Consider the following 18,442-nt stretch of genomic DNA (forward strand, 5'->3'; position numbering starts at 1 on the left):
AATAACCCTGGGGAGCCCAATGCCTGAGGACCAGAGTGAGTCCGGGTGTCACATCACGTGGCATGAGGCTCGCGTAACGCGCGCAGACAGGCCTTCTCGGGGGATGACTGTATGGATAACGGGCCTGTCCGGTGCGGGCAAATCCACACTTGCGTGCGAACTGGAATGGGCGCTAGTCCAGCGCGGACAGCCCGCATATCGCCTCGACGGCGACAACCTGCGGCACCACCTCAATGCGGATCTTGGCTTCACAACGGCAGATCGGGCTGAGAACGTCCGCCGCCTCGCCGAAGTCGCACGCTTATTCGCCGACGCTGGCACTGTCGCGATTGTGGCCGCGATCAGTCCGCTGCGCGAGAGCCGAGACGCTGCACGAAAAGTCCATGCGTGTGACCAGCTGCCTTTCTGGGAGGTGTACGTGGACACACCACTCAACGTCTGCGAGCAGCGGGACCCCAAAGGCCTGTACGCGAAAGCGCGGTCGGGGCAGCTCGCCAATTTCACCGGAATTGACGCCGTTTACGAGGCACCTATCAGCCCCGAATACACCGTCAAGGGCGGCACTCGCGATCCTCACGAAGCCGCCGAACGGCTCAGCGGGCTGATCAGTGATTCATTGCGCTGATGCCGCGATCACATCACCTGAACCTCGTGAGAACTCAACTTTGCATCGGAAGGCCCTAATGACCACCAACCTTGATGACGAACGCCTCGTCGAATGTTACCGAATCGTCGAGGAAGAGCTTAAAATCCGGTATCGGGGCGAATACAAGCCACGCGATATCGCACGCCTCGCGGAGAACGCGGTGCGGGCCCAATTCTTGCCTCATTATTTCTCATATGTTCCGGGCTGGCGCAGGCTTATCCGATCGTTCAAAAAGGACCGCGTACTGCCCGACTTTGCTTGCGTGGGGGCAATCAAGTCGGGCACCAGTGAGTTAGCCACCTATCTGATGCAACATCCAAACATGCTGGTCCCCCTGTCAAAGGAACCAAATCGTCCCGACGCCGAGAAATGGCGTGTTTTCTACCCCACCGCAGAAGAGAAATCGGAAATAGAAAGTAAGATCGGCAAAACTCTAGCGGGCTACTTTGAGCCCCGCCTGCACCAGGTCACCGTCCTTGATACCTTTCACGACGCGCGACCCGACGCGAAGGCCATCATCGTTCTCCGTGACCCAGTCCGGCGCATGTACTCACATTTCAAATGGGACATCCTCATGGCTGGGCAGAACAAGCTGCTCCAGCGTTACACAAAGTCATACCTTGAGTACGTCACCCTGGCACTCGAAGTGTATCCAGCGCACGGTTTTCCCACCGCAATCACCGGCATGCCGCCCCTTCAAGCGGGAATCTATGCCCCTTCCGTGAAATTGTGGCTCGAGCGGTTCGGGCGGAGCAACATCCACTTCGTGTTCGCCGAGGACTTCTTCGCCGACATCAATTGCACGGTAAACGACATTTACGAATTCCTGGGGCTTTCACCATTTAGGCCGGTAATCCGGGAGACAGTCAACCAGAATCCTATCGCCACGCCGCACGAGAATCCTGAGGCCAAAGCCCTGCTGCAGGAGTTTTATCAGCCACACAACGAAGAACTTTTCGGCATCATTGGCCGTTCCGGCAACTGGACCTGACGCGAACGTGACGGCCTGTCGCGTCTCACGGCACATAGCCCGCTTTATCTTTTCTTGAACCCAGCCTTACCGTGCAATAGTCATTTAATTACGACACGGCGACGGATCAGTAACAATATGTTCTTATTGTGATCAGAAATACTAAAGCAGTGCCCCTGATGCGTGCATTCGCTTCAGTTGCATGCCTACCCTGGCTGTGGACCCGAAATCGCCGCCATCGCCAAACAGGCGCTACCGCGGCGTATCGAAGCGATTGCCCGGGAGCGCCAGATGCAGCAGATTGACCCTGTCAGCAGCGTAATGTTTTTGCGCGAACAAGAACATTACCACCCGAACCTCGTTGGTATTTATTTTGTTGAGGGCGATCTCGCGGAGGAGGATTCGGTACTTACCAACCTGATACTCACCCGGCTGTCGCAAAGCCCCGCATTCTCGGCGCTGATTGCGCCTACCCCTTTACAGCTCGACCACCCCTACTGGGTGACAGCATCTGAAGTCAGTGCTGAACGACACATCACCTTCCAGCGCGTGCAGGGCGCAGGTGATTGGAATGCTTTACGGACGCAACTCGTCGCATTCGCGGAAGAACCCTTCGACCTGGCGCGCCCGCTGTGGGAGGTCACCGTGTACCGCGGTTTCCGAGATGACAAGGTACCTGGAACTGCAGCCGCTATTGCCGTCAAAGTGCACCACGGTGTCCTCGATGGCTTAGGGCTGTCGAAATTCGCTGGCCAACTCTTCGATCTGCAGCCGCAGTCCCCAAGCGAACGGCGCCCGCGGGGCATCATGACCGCGGGCTCGCCAACAGAAACCGGCCCGCGAAGGGCCGTCAGCTTCGGCCGAACGGCGCGTGGTGCGCTGACAAGATTGCTGAACCTGCCTGCCGAGGTCAGATCGATGCGGCAATCACAGCGGGCGTACGAAAAGAGCGTGGCCAGCGGCGAACGCCCGCGCCTCCGCAAAGTCGCTCCGAGCACGATATTCAATGCACCCACCCGCGCCCACCGTGTCTTCGACGCTGAATGGTTCCCGCTCGAGGATATCCAGAATTTGCGGACGCTCGTGCCGGGGGCAACAGTCAACGACGTCGCACTGACGATCATCGCAGGCGCTCTGCGCTCGTACCTCGCCGCAGAATCAGCACTCCCAGCCGATAGCCTCCTCTGCGGGGTGCCGATGTCCCTGCGTGACAACGACGATCCAGCACTGGGCAATACCTTGACGGGACTCTGTGTCGACCTCTACACGACCGTATCCGATCCCGTGGAACGCATGCGCTTGATCAGTGCAGCGAGCTACTGGGAAAAGCAGCGGGTGCGGCAATACGGCGCGGTGATCGGCGCCGGCGCAGTTGCGATTCAGCTACCGCCTGCCTTGCTCCGAGAAATCCTGCGTAGTGAAGAACGCTCGGCTTCCGAAGGAAGCACCGTCACGGGAGCGAACGTCGCCGTAACCAACATTCCTCGGGATGCACGCGTTGCCTACTTCGGACAGAACCGCGTTGTTCGCACCTGCGGAATCGTGTCGCTGAATCCGGGAATCGGACTCAAGCACGAAATATCTTCCCTTAACGGTGAACTCAGCATTTCGGTGCTCGCCAACGCTGATCAGCTTCGCAGACCGGAGGAGTATATGGCGGCTTTGCGCGACGAGTTCAGCCTGCTGCGCAACCACCAGTTCGTCCACTCAGCGACTCGCTGACCCACGCCACGTGAGGTTCTCACGGTGAACTCGTGGGAACCTCACGTGCGTCAACTCTCGAATACAGCACTACCCCGCAGTACCTCGGCAATTTCGTCGAGTGCGGATTCGCTTGTCATTTCCCAGTGAGTAACCGGCAGCGCATAATCCGCAATCTGCCCGTTCACCGCTGACTGCCACGAGTGCGCCGCCGCTGATGCGTCATCCCGATCCTTCACCGCAGTGAAGAACGTCAAATCGCCATGGAAGACACCCGGGCGATAGTTACGCATCGCCTGAGCAGAGCGCTCTGCGACATCGAGCATTCGCTGCAACGCCTCGCGTGAGACGGGTGTCTGAGCGGCTATCCCATCAAGCACGGTCTCCAGGTCCATTTCCGGTGCCGCCGTCATTTCACCAATTCCGAAAGCACCGAGCACTTCTTGAACGGTAACGTCGGTCGCACCGACGTTATCCCCTGCGCCATCGGCGAAGCTATCCAGCATGACAAGTAGCTCGACTTCTTCACCGTCCGCCTGCAATTGCACCGCCATCGCGTGCGCGATCACGCCGCCGAGCGACCAACCCAGCAACCGGTAAGGCCCACTTTGCTGGACCTTGCGTATTTCGTGGATGTACTGGCCCGCGATGCCATCGATCGAATCAGGGACGGGTTCAGTCGACGAGGCAGCGGGTGTTTGGACCCCGTAGATCGGCATGCCAGCCGGAAGTCTGGGCTTCAAGCCGCTATAACACCACGCGAGCCCCACGATTGGATGGATGGCGAAGAGGGCGGGCCCCGCGCCGTCCGTGCGGATCGGGAATATGACGTTCAGTGCTTCGTCGTCACGGATGCCGCCAGTAGCCTTCGCTTCATCAACAGCCTGGGCAACTGCCTCCACGGTAGGTGTGCCGAACAGCGCATGCAGCGGGACAGCTACGCCCAGTTCCGCGGACAGCTGAGAGATGGCTTTCACAGCGATCAGTGAGTTGCCGCCCAGTTCGAAGAAGCTGGCGTCAACGCTCACCCGTTCTGTGCCGAGCACCTCAGCGAACACACGCGCGACCAGGGTCTCGCTTTCAGTCCGGGGTGCGATGAACTCCGCCCCACCACTGAAGTCCGGGTCAGGCAGCGCCTTTCGGTCCAGTTTGCCGTTAGCGGTGAGCGGCAGTGCATCGAGAACGACCACCGCGGCGGGCACCATGTGTGTGGGCAGGTGCTGCGCTGCGTCCTGGAGAACCGCAGCACCGTCGAGAGCTGCGCCCGTCTCAGCGACTGCATACGCCACCAGCCGCTCGCCGAGTGTCTCGTGGTCTTTGACGAGGACGACGGCCTGCGCTACTCCGGGGAACCGTCCAATCACGGTTTCGATCTCCCCAAGTTCGATGCGGAAACCGCGCAACTGGACTTGGAAGTCGGAGCGACCGAAGTATTCGAGTTCACCAGTACTGCTCCACCGCCCGATATCACCGGTGCGGTACATTCGCTCGCCTGGCTCCCCGAAGGGATTCGCAACGAAGCGCGAGAACGACAGGTCCGGGCGGCCGAGGTAGCCTCGCGATAGCTGCGGGCCAGCCACATACAGTTCGCCGGTCGACCCGACAGGCATCGGCCGCAACCGGTCATCCAAAACATAGACACTCAGGCCGGGGATCCCCCGGCCAATCACGGACGCGGAAGCGCTGGCCGCGAACGCCCGGTCGAGTTCCCGGTGCGTGACGTGGACGGTCGTTTCCGTGATGCCGTACATGTTGACGAGTTTCGGAGCGTCCTCAGGATGCCGTTGATACCACCGCTCGAGTTGCGACAGGTCAAGCGCCTCACCACCGAAGATGACGTAACGCAGCGCGAGCTCCGCGCCACCGGCTTCGCGGTCCGCTTCGACAAGCTGATAGAACGCTGTCGGAGTTTGGTTCAGCACAGTCACGCGCTCATCACGCAGCAGTGCCAGGAAATCAGCCGGTGAGCGGGAGGTGAGGTAGTCGACGATCACCACAGAGCCGCCGTAAAGCAGGGCGCCCCAAATTTCCCACACCGAGAAATCGAATGCGTACGAGTGGAACAGTGTCCACACATCCGACTCGGTGAAGCCAAACAGAGCGTCAGTGTTGGCCATCAGCGCGGTGACGGTAGCGTGCGTGACCGCCACGCCCTTCGGTTTACCGGTCGATCCTGAGGTGTAGATGACGTACGCGACGTTGTCGGGACGCAGCTCGCCACGCCGGTCGACGGCGGTCAGCGGCTTGTCGTCAAAGCTCTGGAGTTCCAGCTTCGTGCGCTCGTCATCCAGAACGATCCGTTCATAACCTTGTGGAAGCACATCTTGCTCCTCCGAGGTTGTCAGGACAGCGACGGGACGCGCATCGCCGAGCGTGTACTCGATCCGCTCCGCCGGGTACGACACATCCACGGGCACGTATGCGGCGCCCGACTTCAAGACACCCAGAATTGCGATGAGCAGTTCGTGCGAACGCGCAGTCGCCACCGCGACAAGTGACTCCGGGCCGGCGCCCTTTGCGATCAGCAGGCGCGCAACCTCGTTGGCCCGCCGGTCGAGTTCCCGGTAGGTGACGTCGACACCCCCGGCCCGGACCGCGACGTTTCCTGGTACTCGCCGCACCTGATCCTCGAACAGCGACACCAGCGTCGTTCCTGCGGGCGCTCCTGGCCCCGCAACATTCCAGCCATGCAGAACGAGTTCGCGCTCTTCGGGATCGAGAAGGTCGATCACTCCCACGCGGCGCTGCGGATCCACAATGAGAACCTCTATCGCGCGCACGAGCCGGTCCAGCATTCTCGCGACAGCTTGCTCCCCGAGGATCGAGGGGAAGTACTTCAGCTTCAACCGCAAGTTCGGCTCGGTAAACGCGAGCAGGGTCAGCGGATAGTGAGTGGCGTCGGTGCCCTCCGCTCCGAGCAACCGCATTCCAGCGAAGTCCGCGCTCCCCTCACCTGCTTGGTCGATCGGATACGACTCGAACACCGCGAGTGTGTCGAACAGTGCCCCGGCCCCTGCGATGCGCTGGATGTCGGTGAGGCCTACATACTGGTGGTCGAGCAGCGCTCCTTGCTCCTGCTGCAATCGCACGAGTAGACCTGTGAATGACTCGGACTCATCGATGCCGACGCGTACCGGCAGAGTGTTGATGAAGAGACCGATCATCTCCTCGATGCCCGTGATTTGCCCTGGGCGGCCAGAGACGGTTGCACCGAAAACGACTTCGCTTCGGTTAAGCTGACGGCTGAGCAACAAACCCCAGGCAGCCTGCACAATCGTGTTCAGCGTTATGCCAAGGCGGCCCGCGAGCGTCGTCAGCGCCTCTGTCTGCTCGGCGGACAGCTCGCGGACGACGTCAGAGGGCTCGCCGTGCGATCCCTCGGTGACGCCTGGTGCAACCAAGGTCGGCTCATCGACCGTCCGGAGCGCATCCCGCCACGTATCGAGCGCCGCACCATGGTCTTGAGCTGCGAGCCACGTGAGGAAATCGCGGTACGAACGAACGGCTGGCATATGCGAGCTGTCGCCGTCCAGGACGTAGAGGGCGATGAGTTCCTTGAGCAGCAACGGCATCGACCAGCCGTCGAGGAGCACGTGATGATTAGTGATGAGGAGTTCGTACTCGTCACCGGTGACCCTGATCAGGTGCATGCGGATGAGCGGTCCCGCATCCATGCGGAAACCGGCAGCAAGGTCCGCGTCGAGTATCCGGCGGACCTCGGCTTGCGCGTCAGTCGCTGGGCGCGCGCTCAGGTCCGTGAAATGCCAGGGCAGCGGCGCCGTCCGCTGGACCACCTGAATCGCATTCCCGGCCGCGTCATGGAGGAAGCTCGAGCGAAGGTTCGGGTGCCTGTCGACGAGTGCTTGTCCGGCTCGCCGCATACGCTCCGGGTCAACGTCACCGCCCAACCGAATCTTCGTCGGCGTCGTGTACACATCGAGGGCATCGCCGGCCAGGAGGGCGTGGAATAGCAAGCCGTTTTGCAGAGGCGTAAGCGGCCACACATCTTCGACATCGCCGTATCGCGCTTCGATGGCGTCGATGCGCGGCTGGTCAATGTCTACCAGCGGAACGTCCGATGGTGTCAGACCGCCCGCACTGTCGGACTCCGCATGCCACGCGAGACCGACGAGGGCTGCGACCCACGCGTCCGCAAGGTCACGGACCTCGGCTTCCTTGAGCACGCCTGAGGCGTAAGCGAAGGAAGCCTTGAGCTTGGGCCCAGACGGTGAGTCGAACACCGTCGCACCGATACTCAGAGTTGACGTGGCTGGCATGTCAGCGTCCGGATCGGTAACAAGCTCGATGCTTCCGTCTGGGAGCCACCCAATGTCACCGAATGCAGCGGCGTCCGCCTGGCCGAACCGGCCGAGGTAGTTGAATGCGATCTGGGGCTCGGCAAAACGCTCGAGTTCTGCTCGACTCTCAGGATGGAGATACCGGAGCATCCCGTAACTGAGGCCCTTGTGCGGTACAGCCAGTAGCTGCTCCTTGACCGACTTGACGAGTTCGCTCGTCTTCGGAGCGCCGGAGCTTACTTCCGTCAGCGTGACATCTGCGGCGTCGAGGCGTACCGGATACATGCTGGTGAACCAGCCGACGGTGCGCCCAAGGTCAGCTCCTGGAAGTATTTCCTCTTCGCGGCCGTGCCCTTCGAGCGCTATGAACGCCGACGATTGCAGCACACCTCGGTCTTCGCGCCACTGTTTGAGTGCCACGGCGAGCGCGGCAAGCAGCCCGTCGTTCACGCCGCCGCGATATTTGCGCGGCAGTGTCGTCAAGAGCGATGTTGTCGCTACCTCCGGAAGCTCCACCGTGAAACGCTCGACCGTAGTCATGGTGTCCGCTGAAGGATCAACGGGACGGCTCCCCAGCTGGGGATCTGGCGTGGACGCGATGTCCTTCCAGACGGGCAGAGTCGCGATGACGTCAGCATCACCGGAGCGGTCCGCCAGGCCGTGTGCCCACCGGCGCACCGACGTACCCACCGGCTCCAGAGCAGGCTGTGCTCCAGCACCGATTGCTGCCCCAGCCGCCGCGAAGTCCGGTATCAGAATGCGCCACGACACACCGTCGACAGCGAGGTGGTGGATGGCCACAATCAGCTTGCCACCGCTGCCCTGCCGCGAAATCCAGGTGAAGCGCACCATCACACCGGCCTCGGGATCAAGCAGCTTCACCGCGGCTGAGAACTCGTCGAGCACAAGGCGTTCGAGCGCCGCAGTGTCTTGGAACGTCTCGTCTGGCGCCGACACTTCCGAAATAACATCGTCGGCGTGGACGTCACCGACCGGCAGGACTTCGTAGTGGAGGGTCTCACCGGTGCGGGCGAACCGGCTGCGCAGGGCATCGTGGTGATCAAGTATCGCCTGGATCGTTCGCACAACGTGCTCGCGGGTTGCTTCCGCTGGAAGCGTGAGCAAGAGGGACTGCTGGAATCGGCGATATCCGCCGTCCGGCCCCACAAGGTCCGCGAGCCAGTGCATGATCGGCAGGGGCTCTGCCGCACCAATGCCGCCGCCCGAAAGCTCCTCCAGAACGGCGACCGCCTCGCTGCCTTCTTGGGCAACTTCGGCGAGCCCCGCGACAGTCTTGCGCTCGAAAACGTCTCGTGCGCGGATGATGACACCCTCGGCCTTCGCGCGCGCAACGAGCTGAATGGAGACGATGCTGTCGCCGCCGAGCGCAAAGAACGACTCGTCGACACCTACGCGTTCGAGGCCCAGCACGTCGCTGAATACCCGAGCGAGCTTTGCCTCCAGATCATTTCGCGGTGCCACATACTTTCGGGTGGCAAACACAGGCTCGGGCAGCGCCCGACGATCGATCTTGCCCGTCGGCGCAATCGGGACCTCATCGATCACCATGATCGATGAGGGCACCATGTAGTCGGGCAGCTTCTCAGTGACGAACTCAGCGAGCTCAGCGTTGTCGAGGGCGGCACCCGCGACCGCTGTCACGTACGCAACGAGCACGTTCTGGCCTGTCGCGGCACGCTTGTGTCCCATTGTGATCGCGAAATCCACGTCGGGGTGAGCGCGCAGCGCAGCGTCAATCTCGCCCAGTTCGATGCGGTACCCGCGGACTTTCACCTGGAAGTCGGTGCGGCCAATGAACTCGAGCACGAGGGAGCCACCCGGATCACGCACCCAGCGGACCAGATCACCAGTCCGGTACATACGCTCACCGGGCTCGCCGTACGGGTTGGCGACGAAGCGGTCCGCCGTCAACCCGAACCGGCCATGATATCCGCGCGCTAGCAGCGCCCCCGCGATGTAAAGTTCGCCCGGGGCTCCTGCCGGTGCCGGGCGCAGGTGCGCGTCGAGGACAAGTGCGTCGACTCCAGCGACTGGACCCCCGATATCGACCGGCCGGTCCGCCTGCATCGCACTGCTGGCGGTGCTCCAGATCGTCGCCTCGGACGGACCGTACAGGTTGAAGAGCGACGCGTGGCCCGCCCACCTCTGGACGACCTCCGGCGGACATGCCTCGCCGCCGGTGGCGATGACTGCGAGATCTGGCACCTGCGCCGGATCTACAGTCCGCAAGGCTGCGGGCGTGATGAAAGCATGGGTGACGCGGTTGTTTCTCAGGACTTCTTCGAGGTCCTCACCACCGTGAATCCCGGGAGGTGCGATAACCATGGTCGCACCCGCACCAAACGCGAAGAGGCTTTCGAACACTGACGCGTCAAAGCTGGGGCTCGCGAAATGTAAGACCCGGTCGTGCTCGACAACGTCGAAGTGCTGTCGCTGCTCAGAGACCACACTGGCCAACCCGACATGCGATACGACCACACCTTTCGGCAGTCCGGTCGAACCCGACGTGTAGATGATGTAGGCGGGGTGAGCCAGATCCCGGGCGCTTCGCAGTTCCGAATCTGCTAGTGCCGTCTTCGGCAAATGCGAGACATTGATGGTCGTCTCTTGTTCACTGAGAACGATCCAATCGGTCGTTTCGGGGAGCTTGCCGCGCGACTCCTGCACCGCCAGCCCGAGCGTGGCTCCAGAGTCTCGAAGCATGTGCTCGATGCGATCCGCCGGATACTCCGGATCGATCGGCAGGTACGCGGCACCCGTTTTGAGAATGGCCCAAATGCCGAGTACTGATTCGACGGAGCGTGAAATACCGAGCGCAACGTAGTCTTCAGGCCCTGCTCCCCGGCGGATCAAGTACCGCGCCAGCTGGTTTGATGTTTCGTCAAGTTCGCGGTACGTGACAGTGCGGTCGCCGCTCACGACCGCAGCCGCGTCCGGGTTACGAGCGGCAGCTGCGCTCAGAATATCCGCGAAGTGACGTGGCTCGGCCGCAGCCGCGCCACGCACAGGAACAAGGAAGTCCTTTTCCGCGGGCGTCAATACATCGACGTGAGCAAGACGCGCACTGCTGTCCGCGACGATCTGCTCGAGTACCGATACTGTTCGGCTGGCCAGCGCGCGAATCTGCTCTTCTTCGAAGAGGTCCGGGAAGAACTTGAAACGGATATTCAGCTTCGTGTCTACGGATGACACCACACCGATCGGATAGTGTGCCGCGTCCTCGCCATCGAACCCGGTGACGCGCATGCCAGCGAGATCGGTTTCTGTGGTGAGGCCGGCCTGGTCGACGGGGTACGACTCGAACGCGGTGAGCGTATCGAACTGGGCGCCTGGCCCCACAGCCCGCTGAATGTCCGCTAGCTGCAAGAAGTGGTGATCAAGCATCGCGGCTTGCTCAGATTGCACCCGCGTCAGGAGATCGGCAAGCGTCTCTGCCGGGTCAAGCGAGATGCGTACTGGCACCGTATTGATGAACAGGCCCACCATGTTCTCGACACCGGCTAGCTGCGGCGGGCGGCCGGAGACGGTCGCGCCGACAACGACATCCTGCCTCGCCGTTTGGGCAGCAACCACGGTTGCCCAGGCAACTTGCACCGCCGTGTTGAGCGTGACACCCAACTGTCGTGCAACTTCCTGCAGGCGCTGGGTTTCTGCCTCAGAGAACGCGTGCTCGATTTCGCGCGAGCGAACATCGTGCTGGCGTGCCTGGTTCAGCGGCGCCAGCGTGGTCGGCTCATCGATACCGCTGAGCGCGGCCTGCCACGCACGCAGCGACTCCTCTGGATCGTGCTCGGCGAGCCACGCAAGAAAGTCCCGGTACTGCCGCACGTCCGGCAGGTGGGTCGGATCGGCGTCGAGTACGTACAGCGTGAGCAGGTCTTTCAGCAGCAGCGGTGTCGACCATCCATCCATCAGGATGTGATGGTTCGTCATGACGAGGCGGTACTCGCCGCCACCCACATCGACGAGCGCGAATCGCAGCAGCGGTGCCGTCGACATGTCGAAGCGCTGGGCTTTGTCCTCTGTCAGCCACGCGCTGAGCGCGGCAGCAGGATCCTGCGCGGCCGAGAGGTCGACCGTCTGGAACGGCACTGCCGCGGCGTCGTCGATGACCTGGACGGGCCGTCCCGTGGCGTCTGGAGTGAAGGCGGCACGCAGGTTCGGGTACCGGTCGACGAGTGCTTGCACGGTTCGGCGCATGCGGTTGGCGTCGACTGTTCCGCGGAGGTGCAGCACCAGCTGCACGACGTACGCGTCGACGCTGTCTTCGGCGAGCGCGGCATGGAACAGCATTCCGCCTTGCAGCGGCGAGAGCGGGAGGACGTCCGACAGCGCGGGATAACGAGCCTCGAGCTGGTCGATCGACTCTTGACTGACGCGGGCAAGCCGAACGTCTGATGGTGTGAGGCCCGCCTTCTCGATCTCCCGGGCATACCGGGCAACCGAACCGAAAGCCCGTTGCCACGTTTCGGCGAATTCGCGCACGGCAGACTCGGTGAGGAGCGTGGACGGGTAGAGAATCAGCACCTTCATTACTGGCCCGTCAGCGCTTTCCGCCACGCGGGTCGTGATGTCGAGCGCTGCTGGCGCGGCCATGTCGGGGCTCAGCGTGTAGCCTTTTTCGCCGCCGTCCGCCGATGGCATCCAGCCGAGGTCGCGTAGTTCCTCGGGTATTTCACCCGACGCACCCCGGCCGAGGTAGTTGAACATCACCTGAGGCTTCGGCAGCGCCGCGAGCTCCTCAGCTGTGTCACTGTCCAAGTAGCGCAGCATGCCGTAACCGATGCCGCTGTCCGGCATGGACAGAAGGTGTTCCTTCGCGCGCTGTACAGCGCGCCCGGCAGCGGGACCGGCGTTGAGCGCCTCTTCGATATCGAGATCAGCCAGATCCACGCGTGCGGGAACGATCGAGGTGAACCACGCGACCGTCCTGCTGAGGTCAGCGCCGGGGACCGCCCGTTCCTCACGCCCGTGCCCCTCCATACCAACGAGTGGCGCAGCGTTGCCGCGCCAGGCAGCAAGTGCGAGCGAAAGCGAGGCGAGCAGACCGTCGTTGACACCGCCCCGGAAAACGTCAGGAACCCGGGTGAGCAATGCCTCCGTCACATCGGCCGGGAGGTCGAAGGTGAGTTGCTCGATGGTGTCGTTCACGTCGGTCTGTGGATCGAACGGCCGGGGACCGACCGGCGCCTCGGCACGATCAAGAATCGTGCGCCACAGGTCGAGTTCACCCTTCCGTGCCGGAGCGTTTTCCGCCAGGCCAGTTACCCAGCGGCGGAAGGAGGTGCCGACGGGCTGGAGCTGCGGCGGCTGCCCGGAACTCAGCTGGGCCCACGCCGAAGCGAGGTCAGGGATCAGGGCGCGCCACGAGACCCCGTCCATCACCGTGTGGTGCGCGACGATCCGGATCCGGCCTGGAGTCTCGGGGCCGCAATCGAACCAGGTCACCTGGACCATGACGCCGGTTTCGGGGCTGAGCCGACCGGCAGCGGCTTCGAGTTCCCGCTGTGCTAGCTCGACGAATTCGGCTGTCCCTGGAGCGGCGTGAACGAGGTCGACCTCCACTCGCGTGATCAGGTCTTCAGCCCGGACCGCACCGGGATCAGCCACGATCATCGTGTGGCTGGCCACGTCAATCCGCGCTCGCAGCAAGTCATGATGGTCGAGCACCGATTGGAGCGTCGACGCGATGCCCGTCTCGTCGACTCCTGTGGGGAGCGTCAGCAGCGCAGACTGCGTGTAACGCCCGAAGCTGCCACCGCGTTCGAGCATCCACTCCATGATCGGGCTCAGCGGCATCGCTCCGACTCCCCCGCCGGGGAGTTCGTCCAGTACGGTTGGCGCGTCTTCCGCGGCGTACCGGTCAGCGACACTCGCGAGGCCCGCGACGCTGCGCTGTTCGAAGACGTCCCGCGGCGTCAGATGCAGCCCGCTGGCCTTCGCTCGCGACACCAGGTTGATCGACATGATGCTGTCGCCGCCGAGCGCGAAGAACGAGTCGTCGACGCCGACTGACGGAAGGCCGAGGACTTCCGTGAACAACTGGGCGAGGATGCGTTCGGTTTCCGACGCCGGGGCACGAGATTCGGTGACCCGTGCCGCGAAATCTGGCGCGCGCAGCGCTCGGCGGTCGATTTTGCCGCTGGCGGTCAATGGGAACGCGTCGAGCACAACGAGCAGCGCCGGCACCATGTACGCAGGCAGGAACTCGGCGACATGGCTGATGACATCATCCGTATCGACCGGCCCCCCGTGGCGAGGGACGACGTACCCCACGATCCTGTCCGCACCGTCGCGGTTGACCACGACAGTCGCCTGCGCAACCTCGCGGTGAGTGAGCAACGCGGACTCAATCTCCCCGAGCTCAACGCGGAAACCGCGGACCTTCACCTGGAAATCTGTCCGGCCGATGTAGTCGAGTGTTCCGTCCGGGAGCCGCCGCACAAGATCGCCCGTGCGGTACATACGGGCACCTGGCGCGCCAAACGGATCCGCAACAAACCGCGCGGCGGTGAGACCGGGCATCTTTCCGTAACCGCGCCCGACACCGGTACCTGCGACATACAGTTCACCGCTCACACCAGCTGGGACTGGGGTGAGGTCACGATCGAGGACAAGGAGGTCGATGTTCGGGATCGGGCCGCCGATCGGCACAGAACCTGCGTGTCCGCGGGCGATCTCGTGGAAGGAAACGACGTCCGACGCTTCGGTCGGTCCGTAGCTGTTAAAGATCCGGACACCCCGCCCGAGGAGCTGCTGCAGCGGCCGGGGGCGTACTGCTTCGCCACCGAGGAAAACTTGGCGGATGGCCCCAAGGGCCTGCTCTGTGTCGCTGTCGACCAGGGCCTCGAACGCGCTCGGCGACATATTCGCGAGCGCCACGCTGTGTGTCGACGCCAGCGGCAGGATTTCCGCAGGGTCAAAACCTTCAGGCGCTAAGACGATCGTCGCCCCCTGAGTCAGGGCAGCCCATACGTTCTTCTGCGTGAGGTCGAACCCTGGCGACGAGGCGATAAGCACACCGTCCCCGGGCTCAAGATCGGTGCACTGCTGATACCAGGCCAGTGTGTTGGCGATACCGCCCATCGGAACAAGGGTGGGCTTCGGCCGCCCCGTCGAACCGGAGGTGGAAATGACGTAACCGATGCGCTGGTCGGCGCCGGGATCATGCCAGCGATCCTCGTGTTGCTGGAGCTCGACCGGCTGACCGGGTATGACGTCAAGTGTGATGAGGCACTGTTCCGCGGCCACGCGCGCATGCTCCCAGCCTGGCAGAGCGACGACAGCGTTCGCCTCGGTGTCGTTCAGGACAGCGGTGAGGCGGTCTTCCGGGAACGTGGGGTCGACGGGCGCATACGCGGCACCCGCTTTCCAGGCCGCGACCATGCCGACGACCCATTCGAACGAGCGTGGTACCGCAAGCGCGACAACATCGTCTGGGCCGACTCCCGCCGCGATGAGGTCCCCTGCAAGAACAGAGGCGTAACCATCCAGTTCGGCGTAGGTGAGGACTCGTCCGTCGGCGACGACGGCGGCCGCAGTGGGGAGGTGGGCGGCACGCGCGGCAATCATCTCGATGACCGACTGCGCTGGCGCTGCCTGCACCATCCCCTGGGAGGCTGTGATGCTCCACTGGAGCTCTTCCTCGGTCAGCCAGCCGATTGATCGAATTGGCTGGCGGGAATCGTCCGTAATGCTTTCGAGGATTCGCACGAATCGGCTGGCGAAGGATCGGATGGTCTCCGCGTCGAAAAGGTCGGTCGCGTAGTTGAAAATCAGTTCGCGCGGTGCGCCTGAGTCCTCGGCGAAGTCGACGACCGTCACACTGAGGTCGAACTTTGCGGTGTCGGCACCCGGATCGACGGGGGAAATTTCCAGTCCATGCAGTTCGAAGGTGGGGAATTGCTGGTTCTGGAATGTCAGGAGCACTTGGAACAGCGGTGAGTGCGCTGTGGACCGTTCCGGGCTCAGCACCTCGACGAGCCGCTCAAATGGAACGTCAGCGTGGGTGAGCGCGGCGAGATCTGTCTCTCGCGCGTTTGCGAGCAGGTCGCCGAAGCTCGCCGAGCCGTCGACATCCGTTCGCAGGACGAGCGTATTCACGAACATGCCGACCAGGTTGTCGAGGGCGCGTTCGCCGCGTCCCGCCACTGGAGTGCCGATGGTGATGTCACGCTGACCGGACAGTTTGGCAAGCAGCACCGCGAGCGCCGCGTGGACAACCATGAACGGAGTCGCGTTGTAGCTCGATGCGAGTTCCCCGAGCCGGCGGTAAGTATCACCGTCGATCGTGAAGTGCTCGGTAGCGCCGCGCAGGGACTGCACTGCTGGGCGCGGGCGGTCGGTGGGCAGCTCGATGAGTTCGGGAGCGTCGGCGAGCTGCTTCTTCCAGTAGTCCTCTTGTTGCGCCGCGAGGGAGCGCGGGTCGCTCTCATCGCCGAGCACTTCTCGCTGCCAGATGGCGAAGTCAGCGTATTGGACCTCAAGCGGGGCCCATTCCGGTTCGCTGCTCTGCGCGCGGGCAGCGTATGCGGTCATCACGTCCGTGGCGAGCGGAGTCATCGAAAAGCCGTCTGCCGCGATGTGGTGTACCACGACCCCGAGGACATGATCAGCGCTGTCGAGACGGAATACGCGCGCCCGCACTGGCAGTTCTCGCACGACGTCGAAACCCTGGCCCGCGAATTCTCCGGCCTGCGCCGTCACACGTTCTAGGCAAGAGTCGACAAGTTCGAGCTCAGTTTCGATCTGATGCATCTCCAGCACGACCTGCGAGGGCTGGCCGGCGAACTCCGGAAATACCGTGCGCAGCGACTCGTGGCGCAACAGCACGTCGCGGAACGCTGCTTGCATCGCGGGCACGTCAAGGGGTCCGCGCAGGCGCAGGACCATCGGGATGTTGTATGCCGCTGAAGCCGGATCGAACTGGTTGAGGAACCACATCCGCCGCTGTGCGAGCGAAAGCGGAATGTGTGCGGGCCGCGGCTGCGGGAGCAACGGAGTTCGGCCCGTGCCTTCGGCAGCATCTTCGGCACGTGCAGCGAGTTCTTCAACCGTGGGCGCCTCGAAAAGCACACGCATAATCAGGTCCGTACCCATCGCCTCGTTGATGCGGGCAATGGCGCGCGTACCCATGAGGGAGTTCCCGCCGAGTTCGAAGAATGAATCGCGAATGCTGACGTCGGAGAGACCGAGGATCTCCCCGAAGATCGCGGCGACCTTCTTCTCGGAATCTGTGGTCGGCGGGATGATCTCGCGGTCCCCGCTCAGATCAGGCATCGGCAGCGCACGCCGATCGACCTTTCCTTGCGGAGTCAGCGGCACCTCGTCGATCGTGACAACAACACTCGGGACCATGTAGTTCGGCAGACTCTGTGCGGCATGGCGGAGCAGTTCGGCCGTATCGAGCTGAACATCCTCAGCCGGCTGCACATACGCAACCAGGATGTTTTCACCTGCGGGTGACTCGTGAGCGAGAGTGGCCGCGAATTGCACCGCATCGTGATGGCGCAGCACCGCGTCGATTTCGCCGAGTTCGATGCGATAACCGCGCACCTTGACCTGGAAGTCGGAGCGCCCGATGTAGTCGAGGTGCTCATCGCTCGTCCACCGCACCAGATCACCGGTGCGGTACATTCGCTCCCCCGCGTCACCGTAAGGGTTCGCCACGAAACGATCCGCAGTCAGCCCTAGTCGGTCGTGATAGCCGCGCGCGAGCCCCGGACCGCCGATGTACAGCTCACCCGTTGTGCCGATGGGGACAGGCTTAAGGCGTGAATCCAGAACCATCGCGGTGGTACCGCGAATCGGTCCCCCGATCGTCACCGGGGCGCCAGGCTGCATCGGTCCGGCGATACTCGCCACGATCGTGGTTTCCGTCGGACCGTACCCGTTGTACATTTCGCGGCCCGGCGCCCATTGCGACACCAGTTGCGGTGGGCACGCCTCGCCACCCACGATGACAACACGGACATCTGAAAGCCCAGCCGGATCCACTGTGGCCAGGGCGGCAGGGGTGACGAACGCGTGCGTGACGGCGTGCTCCCGCAGCAAATCAGCCAGTTCGGCGCCGCCATACACGCTGGTCGGCGCGATCACCATCGCAGCCCCGGATGGTATCGCGAGGAGCAATTCCAGTACTGACGCGTCGAAGATCGGCGACGCGAAATGCAGGGTGCGGGCCGACGCATCGATCGAAAAACGTTCCCGCTGCTCCTGCGCGAACGCGGCAAGGCCAGAGTGGGTGACAACGACACCCTTCGGCAGACCCGTCGATCCAGAGGTATAGATCATGTACGCGGGATTCTCCGGCCGCAGGACGCCGAGGCGATCGAGGTAGGAGATTGGGGCAGGAGGATGTGTTTTCAGCTCCGCCTTGACGGCCTCATCGTCGAGTTCGATCCACGCGATAGTGTTAGGCAGCGTCGCCCTGGTCTCGCTGGTGGTGAGTCCGATGGTCGCGCCGGAATCGGAAACGATGTGGGCGATGCGGCCTTCCGGCGCTGACGGGTCCACCGGCACGTATGCGGCCCCGCTTTTCGCGATTGCCCACAAAGCAACGACTGATTCAATCGACCGGGACATCCCGATGATCACGAATGACTCGGGGCCCACGCCACGCGATATCAGCAGCCGCGCGAGGCGTGAGGAACGCTTGTCCAGCGCCGCATACGAGACAGTCTTCTCCCCCATGATGAGCGCCGGACCGGTGGGGTTGGCCTCCACCGCCGTCGCCATCAGCTGCGGAAGCAACTGCACACGCACGTTCGCGCCAGAGCTCATCGAACCTTCCCATCCCAACTAGAC

At 62.9% G+C, this 18,442-nt stretch carries 3 protein-coding genes and 1 pseudogene; 3 read left to right on the forward strand and 1 reads right to left on the reverse strand.

What is annotated here, in order from left to right; translation table 11 throughout:
• Positions 1–103 precede the first annotated feature (103 nt).
• From cysC to ONR57_RS01180, 3 genes are all read left to right on the forward strand, one after another.
• Positions 104–625: an adenylyl-sulfate kinase gene (gene cysC / locus ONR57_RS01170; RefSeq protein WP_374116360.1), complete on the forward strand. Its 522-nt coding sequence runs from the start codon at positions 104–106 to the stop codon at positions 623–625.
• A gap of 58 nt (positions 626–683) precedes the next feature.
• On the forward strand, positions 684–1,637 hold the full coding sequence (locus tag ONR57_RS01175) for a sulfotransferase domain-containing protein (protein WP_265120997.1): 954 nt from the start codon (positions 684–686) through the stop codon (positions 1,635–1,637).
• A gap of 162 nt (positions 1,638–1,799) precedes the next feature.
• The gene (locus ONR57_RS01180) at positions 1,800–3,338 is read left to right on the forward strand and encodes a wax ester/triacylglycerol synthase domain-containing protein (RefSeq protein WP_265120998.1); all 1,539 of its coding nucleotides are present in this window, start codon (positions 1,800–1,802) and stop codon (positions 3,336–3,338) included.
• A gap of 50 nt (positions 3,339–3,388) precedes the next feature.
• On the opposite strand, the pseudogene ONR57_RS01185 reads toward ONR57_RS01180, so the two are convergent.
• A pseudogene (locus tag ONR57_RS01185) lies at positions 3,389–18,403 on the reverse strand (amino acid adenylation domain-containing protein); the annotation flags it as partial.
• Positions 18,404–18,442 lie beyond the last annotated feature (39 nt).

Origin of the sequence: Hoyosella sp. YIM 151337 (assembly GCF_026041215.1) — a bacterium.
Classification (GTDB): Bacteria; Actinomycetota; Actinomycetes; order Mycobacteriales; family Mycobacteriaceae; genus Hoyosella.

Excerpts from the sequence above, each read along its gene's own strand:
- cysC (WP_374116360.1), top strand. The coding sequence starts at position 104 with ATGACTGTATGGATAACGGGCCTGTCCGGTGCGGGCAAATCCACACTT.
- ONR57_RS01175 (WP_265120997.1), top strand. The coding sequence starts at position 684 with ATGACCACCAACCTTGATGACGAACGCCTCGTCGAATGTTACCGAATC.